General features: G+C 67.5%; 18 protein-coding genes. 6 read left to right on the forward strand and 12 right to left on the reverse strand.

Features of this window, described 5'->3' with window-relative positions; translation table 11 throughout:
- Window positions 1-171: 171 nt before the first annotated feature.
- Both ACFQ36_RS03185 and ACFQ36_RS03190 read right to left on the reverse strand, forming a co-directional pair.
- Entirely contained in the window at window positions 172-390 is a 219-nt protein-coding gene (locus ACFQ36_RS03185; RefSeq protein WP_377010548.1) for a hypothetical protein, read from the reverse strand.
- Complete coding sequence (locus tag ACFQ36_RS03190; protein ID WP_377010550.1) at window positions 383-946, reverse strand: MarR family winged helix-turn-helix transcriptional regulator; 564 nt, start codon at window positions 944-946, stop codon at window positions 383-385. Before ACFQ36_RS03190 ends, ACFQ36_RS03185 begins: the two co-directional genes overlap by 8 nt.
- Window positions 947-1,042: 96 nt before the next feature.
- Between ACFQ36_RS03190 and ACFQ36_RS03195 the strand changes: the two genes are divergently transcribed.
- Window positions 1,043-1,528: a general stress protein gene (locus ACFQ36_RS03195; protein WP_377010552.1), complete on the forward strand. Its 486-nt coding sequence runs from the start codon at window positions 1,043-1,045 to the stop codon at window positions 1,526-1,528.
- 380 nt (window positions 1,529-1,908) lie between these two features.
- Window positions 1,909-2,223 (forward strand): hypothetical protein, encoded by a 315-nt coding sequence (locus ACFQ36_RS03200; protein WP_377010554.1) that lies wholly within the window; start codon window positions 1,909-1,911, stop codon window positions 2,221-2,223.
- 314 nt (window positions 2,224-2,537) lie between these two features.
- Here ACFQ36_RS03200 and ACFQ36_RS03205 read toward each other — a convergent pair whose 3' ends face one another.
- Both ACFQ36_RS03205 and ACFQ36_RS03210 read right to left on the reverse strand, forming a co-directional pair.
- Window positions 2,538-3,206: a TetR/AcrR family transcriptional regulator gene (locus ACFQ36_RS03205; protein ID WP_377010556.1), complete on the reverse strand. Its 669-nt coding sequence runs from the start codon at window positions 3,204-3,206 to the stop codon at window positions 2,538-2,540.
- Window positions 3,203-5,518 carry an aminotransferase class III-fold pyridoxal phosphate-dependent enzyme gene (locus ACFQ36_RS03210; protein WP_377010558.1) on the reverse strand — a complete coding sequence of 772 codons (2,316 nt, stop codon included), beginning with the start codon at window positions 5,516-5,518 and terminating at the stop codon, window positions 3,203-3,205. Before ACFQ36_RS03210 ends, ACFQ36_RS03205 begins: the two co-directional genes overlap by 4 nt.
- Window positions 5,519-5,723: 205 nt before the next feature.
- Here ACFQ36_RS03210 and ACFQ36_RS03215 point away from each other — a divergent pair, with 205 nt between their 5' ends.
- The 3 genes from ACFQ36_RS03215 to ACFQ36_RS03225 all read left to right on the forward strand — a co-directional run bounded on the left by ACFQ36_RS03215 (window position 5,724) and on the right by ACFQ36_RS03225 (window position 8,361).
- Window positions 5,724-6,500 (forward strand): SDR family NAD(P)-dependent oxidoreductase, encoded by a 777-nt coding sequence (locus tag ACFQ36_RS03215; protein ID WP_377010560.1) that lies wholly within the window; start codon window positions 5,724-5,726, stop codon window positions 6,498-6,500.
- A 19-nt stretch (window positions 6,501-6,519) separates the two neighbouring features.
- On the forward strand, window positions 6,520-7,986 hold the full coding sequence (locus ACFQ36_RS03220) for an APC family permease (protein ID WP_377010562.1): 1,467 nt from the start codon (window positions 6,520-6,522) through the stop codon (window positions 7,984-7,986).
- Between the two features lie 135 nt (window positions 7,987-8,121).
- Window positions 8,122-8,361 (forward strand): hypothetical protein, encoded by a 240-nt coding sequence (locus ACFQ36_RS03225; RefSeq protein ID WP_377010564.1) that lies wholly within the window; start codon window positions 8,122-8,124, stop codon window positions 8,359-8,361.
- A 50-nt stretch (window positions 8,362-8,411) separates the two neighbouring features.
- Here ACFQ36_RS03225 and ACFQ36_RS03230 read toward each other — a convergent pair whose 3' ends face one another.
- The 8 genes from ACFQ36_RS03230 to ACFQ36_RS03265 are packed head-to-tail and all read right to left on the reverse strand — an operon-like array spanning window position 8,412 to window position 14,649.
- Window positions 8,412-8,861, reverse strand: coding sequence for a hypothetical protein (locus ACFQ36_RS03230; RefSeq protein ID WP_377010565.1), 450 nt, complete (start codon window positions 8,859-8,861; stop codon window positions 8,412-8,414).
- 15 nt (window positions 8,862-8,876) lie between these two features.
- Window positions 8,877-9,050 (reverse strand): hypothetical protein, encoded by a 174-nt coding sequence (locus ACFQ36_RS03235; RefSeq protein ID WP_377010567.1) that lies wholly within the window; start codon window positions 9,048-9,050, stop codon window positions 8,877-8,879.
- 12 nt (window positions 9,051-9,062) lie between these two features.
- Window positions 9,063-9,644 (reverse strand): 3-phenylpropionate/cinnamic acid dioxygenase subunit beta, encoded by a 582-nt coding sequence (locus ACFQ36_RS03240; protein ID WP_377010569.1) that lies wholly within the window; start codon window positions 9,642-9,644, stop codon window positions 9,063-9,065.
- Complete coding sequence (locus ACFQ36_RS03245; RefSeq protein WP_377010570.1) at window positions 9,641-10,444, reverse strand: SDR family NAD(P)-dependent oxidoreductase; 804 nt, start codon at window positions 10,442-10,444, stop codon at window positions 9,641-9,643. The genes ACFQ36_RS03240 and ACFQ36_RS03245 overlap by 4 nt, the downstream gene beginning before the upstream one ends.
- Window positions 10,441-11,778: an aromatic ring-hydroxylating dioxygenase subunit alpha gene (locus tag ACFQ36_RS03250; RefSeq protein ID WP_377010572.1), complete on the reverse strand. Its 1,338-nt coding sequence runs from the start codon at window positions 11,776-11,778 to the stop codon at window positions 10,441-10,443. Before ACFQ36_RS03250 ends, ACFQ36_RS03245 begins: the two co-directional genes overlap by 4 nt.
- 14 nt (window positions 11,779-11,792) lie before the next feature.
- The gene (locus tag ACFQ36_RS03255) at window positions 11,793-13,067 is read right to left on the reverse strand and encodes an NAD(P)/FAD-dependent oxidoreductase (RefSeq protein WP_377010573.1); all 1,275 of its coding nucleotides are present in this window, start codon (window positions 13,065-13,067) and stop codon (window positions 11,793-11,795) included.
- Complete coding sequence (locus ACFQ36_RS03260; RefSeq protein WP_377010575.1) at window positions 13,064-13,384, reverse strand: 2Fe-2S iron-sulfur cluster-binding protein; 321 nt, start codon at window positions 13,382-13,384, stop codon at window positions 13,064-13,066. The genes ACFQ36_RS03255 and ACFQ36_RS03260 overlap by 4 nt, the downstream gene beginning before the upstream one ends.
- Entirely contained in the window at window positions 13,384-14,649 is a 1,266-nt protein-coding gene (locus ACFQ36_RS03265) for a nitrate/nitrite transporter (RefSeq protein ID WP_377010577.1), read from the reverse strand. The genes ACFQ36_RS03260 and ACFQ36_RS03265 overlap by 1 nt, the downstream gene beginning before the upstream one ends.
- Before the next feature lie 155 nt (window positions 14,650-14,804).
- Here ACFQ36_RS03265 and ACFQ36_RS03270 point away from each other — a divergent pair, with 155 nt between their 5' ends.
- Entirely contained in the window at window positions 14,805-15,557 is a 753-nt protein-coding gene (locus ACFQ36_RS03270; protein ID WP_377010579.1) for an IclR family transcriptional regulator, read from the forward strand.
- The last annotated feature ends 171 nt before the right edge of the window (window positions 15,558-15,728 follow it).

The following is a 15,728-nucleotide window of genomic DNA, read 5'->3' on the forward strand; positions in this document are numbered from 1 at the left end:
GGCCCGCCTGGCACTGCAGGTAGGGGCCGTCCCTGCATGATGAAGCACTCATGACCTGATGTCCGCTCGCGTTCTGACCGCCACGCTCGGCGGGTTTGGGTGTCACTCCGGCAGATGCGTCATCTCGTGACCGGCCGAAGCCGGCGGTTTGCTTTGATGCCTGCCCCGGCCCTACCGCTTGGCGCCGGACAGGATGAGGATGGCGCCGGCCCGGTCGGGGATGGCCTCCCGGAGGGCGCGGGCCCAGTATTTGGGTCCCGGCAGGCCGTCGCCCCGGGCCGGGAAGCGGTTATGGTCCACGATGTCGTAACGGATGAGGGGGTCCAGGCCGCCGGAGGTAATTGAGGCGATGATGGTGCGGAATTTCCGGTCCAGGATTTGTTCAGGCATCGGGGGCGGTCTTTTCCGGGTCGTTGGGCGGGGGCGGGCCGCCGGGGCCCGCGGAGGCAGGGGTTTGGAAGAGCCGGGGGGTGGCGGCGGAGAGTTCGTTGGCGAAGCGGACCAGCATTGCGCCGAGGGCTTCCCTGTCTTCCGGTGCCCAGGTGGAGAGTATTTCATCGAAGGCTGCCGCGCCGGCCGCGCCGATCCGCTGCTGCAGTTCAATGCCGGCGGCGGACGTACCCAGCAGGGTGGCGCGGCGGTCGGCCGGGTCCGGCCGGCGGTCGATCAGGCCCCTGGCTTCGAGGCGGTGGACCTGCGAGGTCATGGTGGATTTGTTCACACCCCAACGCGCGGCCAGGTCCGAAAGCCTCATCGGGCCGTTGAGGGTCAGATATTCCAGCAGCGCCGCATCGGTGGCTGAGAGGTCCGCAGCGGCGGGGCCAAAGACGTAGCGGCGGAATTCACTCCTGCTGGCCCACTGGAGCAGCAGGGCGAAGCCGTGGCGCACCTGCACCCCCGGCGTCGGGTCCTCCCTGCCGCCCATCCTTGTCGAGGAATCCGTCATGGCACCAGCCTACCAAAAAGGTTTCGTTCGGCTAACCGAACTAAATTTGCTAGAGTCGGGGGTATCCGCAGCAAAACGAGCTACTGGAGGCAGAACATGACCAGCGAAACTTTCCAACACCGGTCCGGCGTTTCCGTTGCGGCGGCTCCGGGGGCTTCGGCCGTGCTGGCCGAGTTCGGAAATTACCTGCAGGCGCAGCGCCTGGTGGACCGGCTCTCGGATGAGAAGTTCCCGGTCGAACACGTGCGCATTGTCGGCCTGGGCATCAGCAGCGTGGAGCAGGTCACAGGCCGGATGACCAAGGGCAAGGCCGCGTTGGCCGGAGCCGCCGGCGGCGCCTGGTTGGGCCTGCTTATCGGCCTGCTGTTCGGGCTCTTCGTCCCCGGCATTGTCTGGCTGAGCGTGCTGCCGGGCAGCGTGCTCATCGCCGCGGCCTGGGGAGCCGTTTTCGGTTTCATCGGGCACTGGGCCAGCGGCGGACGCCGGGACTTCAAGTCGGTCACGTCCCTGGAGGCCGAGCGCTACGCCGTCATGGTCGACGCCGAATACTTTGCCGAGGCCGCTGCCATCGCCAACCGGTGACCACACCCGGAAGGGCAGCGGCTCTTCTTCCGGCCCCGGGCAGGGCGGCGTCCTGCCCGGTGCCGGCGTTGCGGCTGCAAAGCCGCAGCGACCAGGCGGGTACCCGGACCCGCTGCACGACAGATCAGGTTCGGCTGGCCGGCCGATCCTGCCAGGCTCGGGCCTTGCCGATAATCGAGCACATCAACCACTGGAGGCAGAACATGACCAACGAATCATTCCGACGCCACCCCGGTGCTTCCGTTCCGCCCACCCGGGGTGCCTCGGTCGTGCCGGCCGCATCCGCCGCTCACCGGGGCTTCCGCGATCCCGAAAAGAACACACCACCCCGCCTGCCCCTCCGCTCGACGGGCGGCCAAGACGGCCGAAGGAACGATAAATTGAAGGCCCTCGTCCAGTTGGACATTGACGGCTCGCAGGCCCGAATCGAGATCAGGGGTTCGGTGGATACCCGAAATGTCAAAGCCCTTTACATCCTGGCCAGGCGAGCCAATTCCCTCGCTCCCGGCCTGGACATTGTCCTTGACCTGAAGCGGGCCACCGTTCAGCCGGAAGCCATGGAACAGCTTCTGGAGTGTTCCGAGGCACGGCAGTTGCCGCGCCGGGTTGACCCGGACCAGTTCGAATGCCGGCTGAGCATCACTCCCGCGGCCAGGCTCGTCCGGACCCCCGCCGGTGTGGCCTTGGCCGCCTGAACTGCCTCTGTCGGAAACACGGCGGGCAAGCCGGGATCCCTGCTGCACGAGGGGCCCGTCGCCCGCGACACGGCCGTGGGATCAGCGTTTGCCTTGTCCCGGGAAACAGCGCCGCTTCCACGTGCACGTGGCGTCGAATCCCGGGACAAGGCGCCGCGGTCCCGGACAGGATCCGGATCCGGCTGCCGGCCCGGCTGTGCCCCGTGCCGGCCGGGGCCGGGAAGACACCGCGGCAGAAGGCATTGCCGGCAACATACTCTGTCCTTCCACTCAGCGGCGGTGCCTCAATATCCTTGCCCCGGGCGCCTTGCGGGTCAGTGACCTGACAACGCCTCCAGTAATTGGCGGAAGGCGGCAAGGCGCCGCGGGGCCGTGGCGGGGTCGCGGGACGCGTCGATGCCGGCTTCACGGATCGCTCCGACGAGCAGTGCCGCGATGGCCTCGACGTCCAGGTGGGACGGAACGTCGCCGCGTTCCCGGGCCTGTGCCAGTTCTGCGGCGATCGTATCGAGTGTGCGTTGCGATCCGATGCCCCGGCGCTTCATACCGACCAGCTGCGGCCCGGAGACATTGTAGAAGAGGCCGAGCTGGCGCGTGGCCGCCAGGTCGAGCATGGCGCGCGGATAGGCGCAGAGCCGGTCGATCCAGTCCGCTTGCCGGGCAGCATGTTGTTCGGCTGCCCCGATGAGGTCCCGGCCCAGGGTTTGGTAGGCCTCGGCGAGGAGGTCTGCCCGGCCCCCGGGGAAGTGGGCATAGAGGGTGGCCCGGGAGGTTCCGGCACGCTTGGTGATCCGGTCGATCGTGGCGGCCTCGAGTCCCTCGGCGGTGATGACGTCGAGGGCGGCCCGGACAAGGTCCTCGCGGGTACGCAGCTGCTGGCGCATGCGCAGGGAGGGCGGGGATGCGGTGGGGTCGGCCCCGGTGCGGGGCGGCTGGCTTCGCGGGTGGCCGGCCCGTCCGTGGGCTGCCTCGGTGGTAGTCATGCGCCCACCTCGATGGTTCGGGCCTCGGCGACGAGGGCATGACCGAGGGCGTCAATGACGAGGTCCAGCTCGTCGCGCTCGATGACGAGGGGCGGGCGGATTTTCAGGACGTTTTCGTGGGGGCCGATGCGGCTGATGAGGATGCCTTCGTGCAGGAGGCCTTCGACGATGCGTTTGGCCAGCCCACCGTCCGGTGCGCCCTGTTCGTCGACGAGGGCCAGCCCGAAGAACAGCCCGCGCCCCTTGGCGGATCCGGCCCGGGGATGCAGGGCGACGAGTTCGCCGAGGCGTTCGGCCACATGGCGTCCGAGGTCGCCGGTGCGGGCGATGAGGTCCCGGTCCCTGAGTTCGTCCAGCACGGCCAGGCCGGCGGCGGCGGCCGCGGGGGTGCCCGCGAACGTGTTGAAGTACAGGTTCGAGCTGCTGAAGTCCTCCAGAATGGCCTGCGTCGTCACCACGCCCCCGAGGGGGTACCCGTTGCCCAGCGGTTTGCCGAGGGTGACCAGGTCCGGGGTGATGCCGGTGGCCTGGTGTCCCCACCAGACATCGCCCAGGCGCCCGAGGCCGGCCTGCACCTCGTCCGAGATGACCAGGCCGCCTGCGGCGCGGACCCGTTCGACCAGTCCCGGCAGGTAGCCTTCCGGCAGGCGCGGGAGGCCCTCGGTGGAGAAGGCCGGCTCGATGAGCAGCGCGGCGAGGCCGAATCCTTCTTCCTCGAGCGAGGCAATGGCCCTGTCGATCTCGGCGAACGCTGCGGCCAGCAGGTGTGCCGGGTCGTCTTGGCGGGGCTCGTCCAGGTCGGGGACGCTGATGGCCCGCACGTGCCGGCCGAACGGTTCGGAGACGGGCAGCCCGGTCGTGAGGGCGGCCAGTGCGATGGTGTTGCCGTGGTAGCTGTGGTTCGTGACGATGACGCCGCTGCGGGCCGTGCGGTGCCGGGCGATCCGCAGTGCCAGTTCGTTCGCCTCGGACCCGCTGTTGGTGAAGTAGACCCGGTCCAGCGGCGCGTCGAAGGTGGCCAGCAGCTGTTCGGCATAGTCGACGACCGGCTCGCTGAGGTAGCGCGTGTGCACGTTGTACGTGTGCAGTTGCGTGCAGACGGCGTCGGCGACCCGGGGGTTGGCGTGCCCGACCTGGGGCACGTTGTTGTAGGCGTCGAGGTAGCGCCGGCCTTCCGCGTCGGTGAGCCACGCACCGTCACCGGCGACGAAGTGCCGCGGCCGGTCGTAGAACAGCGGCGAGTAGGGGCCGATGGTCCTGGCACGCCTGGCCAGCAGGCTCCTGTCGCGTTCGGGGAGGGCAGGGTTATCCGTACGGCCGGCGGCGTTGAACGCGCGGCACAGGTCCAGGACGACCGGCAGAATCTCGGCGTGCAGGAAGGCGCTGGTCTCGTCCCCGGGCCGGTCGGCCGCCCACCCCAGGTAGGTGAGGCCGCGGGCCAGGACGAATGCCTCCAGCGCCTGGAGGGCGCCGGCCGGGATGCGGGCCTGCCGTTCGTACCCCCTCAACAGGGCCTCGCGGTACTCCTGCGCGCGGGGGTGGCGGTGGTACCAGAACAGGATGGTGGCCAGGTCGAACAGCCACCAGCCTTCCCCGAGGTCGTCGAAGTCGATGAGCGTGAGCCGCCCCTGCGCGATGAGCAGGTTCTCGGGGGTGAAGTCCGAGTGGATGACGCCGTAGACCTCGGGGCCGGTGCCCAGGACCTGCAATTGCCGGCGGATCCCGGCCAGTGCCTCCTCGATCGCTGCACGGTCATCCTCCGTGTCCGCCAGCCGGCGCGGGTCGCCCCACACCGCGTCCGGTCCCGTCAGGCCGTCGATGTCCCACGCCTGCCGGGAGTAGCCCGGGATCCGGCCGAGCCTGCCGGTGGCGGCGTGGAGGCGGCCGCAGAGCTCTCCGAGCTGCTCGAAGGACTCCGCTGCCGGGTTGTCCCTGCCCAGCCAGGCGTCTGCGGCGTCGCCGAGGGGGGCCGAGTCCTCGACCCAGCGCTGGACGTCCACCTGGTGCGCGCCGTTATGCAGATCGTCAAGGACCGCGAAGAGGCCGCCGTCCAGGCTCGGCACGACTTCGGGGACCGGGAGGCCGGCGTCGCGCAGGGCCACCATGTAGGCGTTCTCGGTGTGGACTTCCGCATCGCTGCGGTGCCCCTGCCGGTGGATGCGCAGCGCGTAGGAGCCCGCGGCATCGGTCACCCGGAAGACCACGTTCTCGCGATGCTTGACGAATTCGATCTCGGCATGTGCCGAGATCCCGAAGGAATCCAGGGCGCGCCGGGCAAGTGAGAGGGCGTCCTCGCGGGAGAGGTTGGACATGTTTGTTCCTTCCATCGGGGCCGACCGGCCGCAGTACAAGCTGCCACCAATGCTGGCACCGGTGGCTGGGGAATGGAACACCGGTTCAGTAATCAGACTGAGAGTCTGGGAAGCAGAACACTATTTCGTGCTGTGGGAGCCACGAGTACATTGGCTGCCACCGGCATACGAGGACCGGCATCCAGCAGTCAGCATCGGAGCACACATGACGAACGAACTCCTTCACCGCGGATTGCCCCGGCGGATAGTGGTGACGGGGGGATCCTCCGGAATCGGCTTCGCCGTGGCGAGGTTTTTCCTCGAGTCCGGCGCCCGCGTCGGGATCATCGGCCGCGATGCTGCGCGGCTCGAGGCTGCTGCCGAGGAGCTGCGCCGGACAACCGCTGGCAACGTCCGGACGGCCTGCGCCGATGTCCGTGACGAGGAGAAGATCGGCCCGGCCATCGGCGAACTCGCCGGCAGCATGGGCGGCATCGACGCCCTTGTGGCGGCCGCCGGCGCGGAGGGCGAGATGGGGGCGGCCTGCGAGGACATTACCGCAGCCTCCTTCCGCGACGTCCTCGACATCAATGTCACCGGCACGTTCCTGGCGGTCCAGGCCGCGCTGCCACACCTGAAGCGGGCCCGGGACGCCAGCATCGTGATCATCGGATCCGATTCCGGCTTCGTCGCCGTGCCCGGAATGCTGGCCTACAACGCCTCCAAGGGGGCCCTGGTCCAGCTCACCCGTGCCCTCGCCGTCGAACTCTTCGACGCCCACGGCATCCGGGTCAACAGCGTGTGCCCGTCCATCGTGGACACGCCCATGGCCCGGCGCGGCCTGGGGGTCGAGTCCTTCGCCGACGCCGCCTACCCGGTTCAGGAATCCGACGACATCGCCTGGTCCGTCGGCTACCTGGCCTCCCGCCGGTCACGTGCCGTCAACGGCGTGAACCTGCTCTCCGACTTCGGCTACACCGGCCGCTCCTCCTTCCCGGCATAAAGAGACGAAAGACCAACCCATGAGCCTTCCCACCGCCACCTCCCAGCAGGACGCCCTGTCGAAGAACTCCCTCGGGGTCTTCGGCGTGGCCTTCCTCGTCCTGGCCGCCGTCGCACCCCTGACCGGCATCGTCGTCGTCACCGCCATCGGCATCGCCCTCGGCAACGGCGGGGGCATGGTCGCATCGTTCATCGCCGTGACGGCCGTGCTGCTGCTGTTCGGCACCGGCTACGCGCGCATGTCGGCCGAGCTCGTCAACGCCGGCGGCTTCTATGCCTTCGTCCTGCGCGGCCTGGGCCGGCCCGCGGCACTGGTCACCGGGCTCGTGGCCATGATCGGCTACAACTTCTTCGTGGCCGGCGCCGTCGGCACGATCGGCTTCTTCGCACAGACCGTGATCGCGCAGCTGACCGGACTCGACCTGCACTGGTACCTCTGGGCCATCATCGCCGTCGTCGCCGCCTTCGCCCTCAGCCGCCAGGGCATCGGCTTCAGCGCCAAGGTCCTCGGGATCTCGCTGGTCTGCGAAGTGCTCATCCTCCTGGTCTTCGACTTCGCGGTGCTCTTCACCCACGGGTTCGACCCCGCCGCGTTCAACCCCGGAATCGCCTTCTCCGGCGCGGTGGGCGTCGGATTCCTCTTCGCCGGCAACGCCTTCGTCGGCGTTGAGGCCACGGGCCTCTTCAGCGAAGAAGCCCGGGACCCCAAACGCACCATCCCCCGCGCGACCTTCGTCGCCATCGGCTTCATCGGCCTCTTCGCGGCCTTCACCACCTGGGCCATCGTCAGCGCGACCGGCGCCGCGCAGGCCCAGGACACCGCCCTGGGACACCTGGAAGCGGGCGACCTGGTCTTCTCCCTCTCCAGCAGCTACCTCGGTAGCCCGCTCACCACCGCGATGATGATGCTCCTGCTGGTCAGCCTCTTCGCCGCGCTCATGGCCCTGCACAACTCCGCAACCCGCTACCTCTACTCCCTCAGCCGGGCACGCATACTGCCGCGCAGCCTCAGCCGCACCCGCGCCAACGGAGTGCCCGAGCGCGCCTCGATCGTGCAGTTCGCCTTTGCCACCGCCGTGGCCGGGCTCTTCGCCCTGGCCGGACTCGACCCCATCACCTCCCTGGTGCCGAGCATGACCGGCTTCGGCACCCTGGGCATCATCACCCTCCAGCTGCTCGCGGCCCTCGCCATCGTCGTCCACTTCCGCCGCACCCGCGACCCAAGGCTCTTCTCCACCCTCGTCGCCCCCGGCATCGGGCTGCTCGGACTCGCAGTCATCGTCCTGCTGGCCATCCTCAATTTCCCCGTCCTCGCCGGCTCCGACGCGCCCGTCATCGCCGCCCTCCCGCTCCTGCTGCTCGCGGCGCTGGCAGGCGGACTCCTGTGGGCCGCGCACCTGCGCAGGAACCGGCCGGAGGTGTACGAGGGGCTCAACTACGACCTGGAGCGCTTCGAGGAAAACGCCCCCCAACACGTCGACCACTGAAGACTCCCGGAATGATCCCCGGCAGTTGCTCGCCGGGCTCGGCCAGGGCGGCGGATCGGATGGCAAGCGTCAGGCGGTGCGCTTCGTCCGGCTTGGCAGGCGATCTACGCCCTACCACCTGGCCTGGCGCAGTTGATGGCGTTTTTGATCTTCCTGTTGGTGGGCGGCAACCGGGTCCTTGGACTTCTTGCACTCGATCAGGATCTGGACCTCGCCGTTGTGCATGATGGCGTGGTCGACCTTCCCGCCCTTCTTGACGGACGCGTTCTTCGTGGCCTCCGGTTTCGATCGATGCCCGCTGCGGTCTGGCGGCAGGAGCCCTGGACGCGAGCGGTCATCGCTGAGCGCTGCCCAGCGATGACCGCAGTCGGCTGATTCCTATCTCGGTTTCCTCCCGGGCTGGTTCAGCCACAGGGGAGATTCAATCAATTTTCTTCAGCGGAGGGCCGGTAGTCCGGATCCAGATGGTGTTTGGGTGTGAGGAAGTTGTCGGTGAATTCCCCGCGGGATACCTTGACGGGGATTTCGCCTTCGAGCCCGAGTTCGAGGATGTCGTTGCCGGATTTGAGGCCGGCAGGGGTGAGGGCGTCGATGCGGAGGGCTATCTGTTCTGCCTGCCAGGCGTTGAGCATCCAGGTGAAGTGGTTATCTTCCAAGGCCGGTCTCAATCCGTAGGGTGCATCCGGCCCTTCTCCGGGCAGGAGGGTCAGTTGTGAGCGTCCCCCGGTATCGCGAATTGCTCCCCGCACGTCGGTCTCCCTCGGATTCTCGGCGAAGTCCCGCAGCAGTCCTGCCAGTTGCATCAGGTCGCTGCTGTCGCCGAGGAAAAGGAAGAGCGGGTGGAAATCGCTTGGCATGTGGTCAAAGCGCAGCACAGTGACTCCTCCTGGCTAGTTCTCGACGACGCGCAGGATGTCCTGCGAGTGGGCCAGTTCGGTTTCAGCACCTTCGTCTTCGGACACCTGGACCCACTGGCCGTCTTCCATGTTTTCCCGCACGGTAACCTGACGGCCGTCGACCAGTTCGACGCGGGTGCCTGCGGTCAGATCAAAGACGTTAATCATCGGTTTTCCTTTTTAGAAGAAGGTGGTCAGGTTCTTGGCCAGCAGCACGTTCTGGTCGAGAATGATCTCCCGGCGGGCGATCTTCCACCCGTCCTCGGTGAGACGGAGCGTGTCGTTTCGTTTCCCGACGAAGAAGTATGTCTCGTACTCGACCCGGTTCTGGTAGACGAGGAAGCGGGAGCGGACGTCCACTTCGCGCTGCGTGCCGTTTTCACGGATGGCGTGGATCTGGACATTGGAGACCATGTGGCAGACCCGCGAGAGCGGTTCCTCGGCGTAGTGGACTCCGGTGAGTATCTGTTCGACGCGCTTGTTCAGCGTCCACTTGCCTTCGTCGAACCAGCTGATGCCTTCGCCCAGACGCGTGTTTTCCTTCTCGGCGTGCTGACCGAATTTCACATTGCGGCGAATGGGCATGAAGTAGGTGACGTCCTCGCTGAGAAGGTCGAGCCAGTCCTTGAACCGGCGGCCGTCGAGGAGGTCGGCCTCGGTGTAGAGGAAGTCCTCGATGTCGGCCTTCAGCCGGTAGTACTCGTCGTCGCGGATGAGGTCCTGCTGAAGGCTGGCTCCATCGGAGATTGATTGTGCGGTCATTTGGTTTCCTTCCTTTTGACTGGTCCGCCCTGGTGCGCGAAGCATCCGACGTCGATCACGGTCCCGGAGATGGCTTCGGCCTCGTCGCTGATCAGGAACGCGACCGTGTGGGCGATATCTGTGCCTTGGACTGGGCGGCCGGCCGCCGAGCCGGGGGCGCCCCGGTCGACCTTGGAGACCTCCCCGCCGACCCGGCCGAGCGTCATGCCGGAGATGATGGCCCCGCCGCCGGGGACCACGGTGTTGACGCGGACCTTGTCGTGGAAGAAGTCGTAGGCCGTGGCCGCTGACAGGGCAAACACTCCGCCCTTGCTGGCCGAGTAGGCGGCCATGTTGGGTTTGCCCCATCCGGCGCCGGAGCCGATGTTCACGATCGACCCGCCGCCGGCCTCCACGAGGTGGGGCAGGACGGCCCGGGAACACAGGTAGGGGCCCTTCAGGTTCACGGCCAGGATCTTGTCGAACAGTTCCTCGTCGGTGTCGAGCACGGTGCCGAGGGGGCCGATGGCGGCGTTGTTGACCAGAGCGTCGATTCTGCCGTGGCGGGACCGGGCGTGCTCGACCACCCGGGCCACGGCCGAGGAGTCGGTGACGTCGGCTTCGAGGACGTCTACGTCGAGGCCGAGCTTCGCTATCTCCTTCCGGAAGCTGCTGACCGACCCTTCGGCAGTGCTGGAGTTTTGGGGAGCGTCGATGCCGAAGGCGACGACGCGGTGGCCGCGTTCGGCCAGCCCGGTGCTGATCTGCCGGCCGATGCCGAAGGTTCCGCCGGTGACGACGACGACTTTGGAGTCCGTCACCGCACGTCCCCGCCGAGCAGGGTGTCCCAGGAGGCGCCGTTCATATAGTTCTGCCACGTCCGGTAGTAGCCGCGGGCCATCTGCTCGGTGGGCTGCAGGGTCACGTCACCGGGGTAGTCGTATTCGCCGGTGGCCTTGCCCAGGGACTGCTGGTAGTTGAACGGGTAGCGGCGGGCGACCGTGCCGGTGCTGGCGGCGGTGGCGTAGAGCCAGTTCTCCATGTCGTCCTGTTCGGTCATGCCCGCCGGGCCGGAGTAGCGCATGTAGTAATGGCGCAGGTAGTCCTTGACCTCGGTGGGGGCGTCTTTGTCCACGAGGAAGAAACGCCAGGCCTCGGTGCTGGTGGGGGAGTGCGGGTGCCAGGCGCACAGCCCGCGCGGCTGGCGGCCGTGGTAGGAGGTGTTGGGGAAGATCGAGCCGACGAAGGGCAGCAGCCGGGCCTGCTCGCCGAGCCGGGCCTTGCGCTCCTCGTAGCAGTGCCGGAAGTACTCCTCGAGGACCGGATTGTCGAGGAAGGATTCGATGTATTCGTTGGCCGAGGGCTGGACCGCCGAGTGCACGCCGTGTCCCTGCGGGAAGCTGACCCAGATGTGCTGGGCCTTCTCGAGTTCATCATCCCGGCGGCCCTTCTTGCCGGACTCGGCGCTGGGGCCGATGCCGATCAGGTCCACGGAGCGGTGGCTGGGGTTGTGGTAGGTGTCGCCGAGGAAGTTCTCGGCGGCAAACTTCCAGTTGGCGGGGAAGATCCATTTGTGGATGCCGATGACCTCGGAGCCGCCCTCGCGGCCGTCGCGGCAATCCAGCGCCTGGTCCAGGTGCAGCTTCGCGTCGCCAAGGTAGGTCAGGAAGTCGGGAGCGTCCTTGTCCCAGGTGGCCCAGATGGTGCCCTTGTAGTTGGCGAGCTTGCCCACGGACACCAGTCCGTTGGCCTCGCGGTCGAGGTTGCCCTCGTAGAGGGAGCGGTACTGGGGCACGCCCTGCAGCTTGCCGTCGGTGGTGTAGGTCCAGGAGTGGTAGGGGCAGGTGAAGAGGGAGGTGTTGCCGGATTCGTAGCGGCAGACCTTCATGCCGCGGTGGCGGCAGGAGTTGAGGAAGACATGGATTTCGCCGCGCTTGTCGCGGCAGAGGATCACGGACTCCTCGCCCATGCGGGAGGTGAAGAAGTCCCCGGGCTCGGGGATCTGGCTCTCGTGTCCGACGAACAGCCAGGCCCGGGTGAAGACCTTCTCCAGTTCCTCCTTGTACAGGCCGGGGTCGACGAACAGCTCGCGGCTGATGTAGCCGTTTTCCATATCAACGTACCCGTTCATCATTTCGCGGGTCATTTCGGTCATCGTGTTGGTCCTTTCTAGAGGTGGCTGGGACGGGACGGGGCGGAGCCGGCCGCCGTCAGGGCCGGGGTGCTGACAGCGGCTTTTCGCAGCGAGAAGCCGGGGGAGCGCAGCTGTGCCTCGTCCACGCCGGTTCCGGAGGCCAGAAGCTTCCGGCTGGCCAGATGGTCGCCCGGGCTGTTCACGGATTCGACGGCCACGAGGTACCCGTCGCGGATTCGGCACACCGAGAACCGGCCGGCGGCAGGATCGCCCATGGCGACCGATCCGTCGCCCGGCTGGGACAGCCCGGCGATCTGCAGCTTGTCGCCGGCCTGGTGGCTCCAGAACCAGGGCACGTCGGCGTACGATGCGGCCGTGCCGGTCAGGCGGCGGGCGAGGAAGCGGGCCTGGTCGGCAGCGTTCTGCACCGACTCGACCCGGACCAGCCCCGTGACCTCGGGGCGCGGGTGGCGGGCGCAGTCCCCGATTGCGGAGATCGCGGGATCCGAGGTGGCCAGGCCGGAGTCGACGATGATGCCGTTGTCCACGGCCAGGCCGGCGTCCTGCGCAAGCTCGGTGTTCGGGATGACCCCGATGCCGACGAGGACGAGGTCGACGTCGCGGACCTGTCCGCCAATGCGCACCCCGGTGACCTGCCCGTCCGCGCCGCGGAGGAACTCCTCGACGGAGGTTCCGCAGTGCACGTCGGTGCCGGCGGCGGTGTGCCGGGCGGCGAAGTGGGCGGAGATCTCCTCGGAGACGGCCCGTCCCATGACTCGGTCGGCCATCTCGACGACGGTGACCCGGGCACCGTGCCCGGCGGCAACCGAGGCGAACTCCAGGCCGATGAAGCCTGCCCCGATGACCAGGACGTTCCGGGCATCCGCCAGCGCGCCGCGCAGACTGTCGGCGTCGTCGCGCGTCCTGAGGTAGTGGACGTTCGACGGCTCCTGTCCATCGAAGGGGAGCATCCGGTTGCGTGCGCCGGTGGCCAGGACGAGGTGCTCGTACGGCAGTTCCGCGCCGGTGGCGAGGACGACGTGTTTGGCGTCCCGGTCGATGGCCGCCGCCGGCGTTCCGGTGAGGAGCCAGATGTCCTGCCCCTGGTAGAACTCCCGGGTGCGGATCGGCAGTTCGGCCTCCGTGAGTCCGCCGGCCATGAAGTCCTTCGAGAGCGGGGGGCGGTGGTACGGGGCGTGCGGTTCGTCGCCGATGAGCGCGATGCCGCCGAGGTAGCCGGCCTCCCGCAGCGACATGGCCAGCTGGGCGCCGGCCTGTCCCGCGCCGATGATCACGGTGCCGGCGCTCACTGGGACTCCGGCAGGTTCAGGACCAGGCCGTCGAGGTTCCGGTCGATCCGGATCTGGCAGGACAGGCGGCTGGTGGGTTTCCGTTCGCAGGCGGTGAACTCCAGCATGTCGTCTTCGTCGAGGCCGGGTCCGCCGACCTTGTCGGCCCATTCTTCGCCGACGTACACGTGGCAGGTGGCGCAGGAGGCCTCGCCGCCGCAGTCGGCCGCGATTCCCTGCACGCCGCCGGTCAGTGCCGCGCGCATCGCGCTGGAGCCTTCGGCGGCTTCGACCTCCTGGGTCTCGCCTTCTGGATGGACAAACAGGATCTTGGACATCACGCTTTTTCTTTCTCGGTTGGGGTCGAAGTGGTCGAGCCGGGGACCTGTTCCCGCACGAAGAACATCACGGCCATGCCCACGATGGGGCCGGCGGCCAGGGTAAGGAAGGCCGCGTTGAAGGATCCGGCAGCAGCGAAGACTGCGCCCACGGCCATCGGCGCGAACACGCTGCCGAGCTGCCAGGTTGCGTTGGCGAGGCCGGAGGCTGCGCCGGTGACGGAGCCGTGCACAAGCCGCGGCACCAGCGAGACGAGCAGCGGGGACCAGCCGTAGGCGGCGATGCCCAGGAACGGGGCGGCGATGATGAACGCGGTGGACGTCTCCAGGGTCCCGAACAGGATGAGAATGGCGCCGAACAGGCCGAAGAGGACGATGGAGGGGACCTTGCGGGCGCCCCTGAAGAAGCGGTCGGATACGAATCCGATGACCGGCTTTGCAAGGATCGCGCTGATCGCGAAGATCGCCACCACGACGCCGGCGGTTTCCGGGGAGATGCCGTGGCCCTTGATCATCAGCGCGTTGGACCAGGTGACGAAACCGTACAGGCCCCAGAAGGCGCACAAGCCGGCGAAGCAGGTCAGCAGCAGATTGCGGTTGCGGGCCAGGGTGCCGAACTCCGGCTTTCGGCGGTCCTTGCGGTTCCTGGCCCGTTCCTCCAGCAGGGGGCCCGGACGGACCGTGAAGAAAAGGACGACGGCCATAACCACGGAGATGGCACCGAAGAGGTGGTATGAGGTCCCCCAGCCGGACCGGGTGATCAGGGCCGGGACCACGAGGTTGGCGATGGCCGTGCCGATCGAGGTGGCGGTGGTGAAGATGCCCATCGCCAGGCCCAGTTCACGCGGGCGGAACCAGCTGGTGATCAATCGGATGCCTGCCGAGTAATCGGCCCCCGCGAAGAACCCCACGATTGCCTGGACGGTGATGCCCACCACGGGGGAGGTGACCGAGCCGAAGAGGAACATCGCCACGCCGGCGCCAAGCAGGGAGATGGTCAGGACAGCCCGGCCCCCGAACGCATCCGAGGCGAAGCCGCTGAAGGCGTTGGAGACGACATAGCCAATGTAGTAGGCGGTGGCGAAGGCGCCCAGGCTGGCGAGGGGGACCGCGAGGCTTTCCCCGACGAAAACCGAGGCCGGTCCCCAGGTGGAGCGGTCCACCGAGGTCAGGGTGAAGGATGCCCAGGCGGCGAAGAGGACCAGCCATCGGTAGCCCGACAACTTGACCGCTGCCTTGGACGCAGCTGTTTCAGTGCTCGACATTGAAGCTCCAGAACTGTGGAGGTTCGCCCGCGACAGGGAGGAAGGCGAACCGGAGAAGTACGGCATTGACTTATTATCGCTCTGTGATAACCTATTATCACTTCGGTGCGTCAACGATAGACCCGGCACTGTGACCGAGTCAACAAGGGGGATTTATGGCTGCGACAAAGGCCGGCGCCGACAGCGCCAGACGTGCGCTTGACCTGCTGTTCGCGTTTGAGCGGAAACCGGTGGCCACCGTTCGGGAACTCTCCGAAAGCGTGGCAATGCCGCTTCCCTCGGCCCACCGATACGTGGCGATGCTGCGGGAGATGGGCCTGATCGAGGAAGCCCGGCACGGGCAGTACCGCCTCACCATGCGTGTTGCGGCGCTGGGCCAGGCGGCACGCCGGGCCACATCCCTGATCGATGTGCTTCAGCCATTCATGCAGGCCCTGTCCGAGGAGACGAACGAAACTGTCCTGCTGATCCAGCCCGTGGCCGGACTGCCCGTTTGTGCGCACCGCGTCGAAGCGGAGCAACGTCTGCGGCTGTCGTTTGAGATCGGGCAACACCTGCCCCCGCTTCGAGGCGCCAGCGCGCATCTGCTGCTCGCGGCGCTGCCGGAGGGGGACCGCAGAAAATATGTGGAGGAAGCACTGGCCCGCGGTGACCTGCCGCCGGTCTCCGGTGTCGAGGATTTCCTGGCAGAAGTCCGGCAGGACGCCGAACGGGGCTGGGCAGTCAGCACCGAAGAAATCGACGAAGGTGTCTGGAGCGCAGCGGCGGTCATACGCAGCGAAGGCAGAATCATCGGGACCTTGTCGGTGCCCTGCCCGACCTTCCGCCTAAATGACGAAAAATCCCGCAGGATCATCGAATCCGTCAGGCATACTGCGAACCGGATCAGCGCAGCCCTAGGCTCCTGAACCCTCTGTGCAGCACGGAACCAAATCCCGGGAATGATCAACATTACGGGCTGCTGCGCCAATACTTCCCCAAGGCACCGACCTGTCCGTCTCCACCGCCGAAGACCTCGGCCGGGTAGCCGCCGAACTCAACGACCGGCCGCGCGAACGGCCAGGGTTCCAAAAGCCGAC

The sequence above is a fragment of the Arthrobacter sp. GCM10027362 genome (assembly GCF_042679445.1).
Taxonomy (GTDB): Bacteria; Actinomycetota; Actinomycetes; order Actinomycetales; family Micrococcaceae; genus Crystallibacter.

Excerpts from the sequence above, each read along its gene's own strand:
- ACFQ36_RS03185 (WP_377010548.1), bottom strand. The coding sequence starts at position 390 with ATGCCTGAACAAATCCTGGACCGGAAATTCCGCACCATCATCGCCTCA.
- ACFQ36_RS03190 (WP_377010550.1), bottom strand. The coding sequence starts at position 946 with ATGACGGATTCCTCGACAAGGATGGGCGGCAGGGAGGACCCGACGCCG.
- ACFQ36_RS03195 (WP_377010552.1), top strand. The coding sequence starts at position 1,043 with ATGACCAGCGAAACTTTCCAACACCGGTCCGGCGTTTCCGTTGCGGCG.
- ACFQ36_RS03205 (WP_377010556.1), bottom strand. The coding sequence starts at position 3,206 with ATGACTACCACCGAGGCAGCCCACGGACGGGCCGGCCACCCGCGAAGC.
- ACFQ36_RS03210 (WP_377010558.1), bottom strand. The coding sequence starts at position 5,518 with ATGTCCAACCTCTCCCGCGAGGACGCCCTCTCACTTGCCCGGCGCGCC.
- ACFQ36_RS03215 (WP_377010560.1), top strand. The coding sequence starts at position 5,724 with ATGACGAACGAACTCCTTCACCGCGGATTGCCCCGGCGGATAGTGGTG.
- ACFQ36_RS03220 (WP_377010562.1), top strand. The coding sequence starts at position 6,520 with ATGAGCCTTCCCACCGCCACCTCCCAGCAGGACGCCCTGTCGAAGAAC.
- ACFQ36_RS03225 (WP_377010564.1), top strand. The coding sequence starts at position 8,122 with ATGGCGTTTTTGATCTTCCTGTTGGTGGGCGGCAACCGGGTCCTTGGA.
- ACFQ36_RS03235 (WP_377010567.1), bottom strand. The coding sequence starts at position 9,050 with ATGATTAACGTCTTTGATCTGACCGCAGGCACCCGCGTCGAACTGGTC.
- ACFQ36_RS03240 (WP_377010569.1), bottom strand. The coding sequence starts at position 9,644 with ATGACCGCACAATCAATCTCCGATGGAGCCAGCCTTCAGCAGGACCTC.
- ACFQ36_RS03250 (WP_377010572.1), bottom strand. The coding sequence starts at position 11,778 with ATGACCGAAATGACCCGCGAAATGATGAACGGGTACGTTGATATGGAA.
- ACFQ36_RS03260 (WP_377010575.1), bottom strand. The coding sequence starts at position 13,384 with ATGTCCAAGATCCTGTTTGTCCATCCAGAAGGCGAGACCCAGGAGGTC.
- ACFQ36_RS03265 (WP_377010577.1), bottom strand. The coding sequence starts at position 14,649 with ATGTCGAGCACTGAAACAGCTGCGTCCAAGGCAGCGGTCAAGTTGTCG.
- ACFQ36_RS03270 (WP_377010579.1), top strand. The coding sequence starts at position 14,805 with ATGGCTGCGACAAAGGCCGGCGCCGACAGCGCCAGACGTGCGCTTGAC.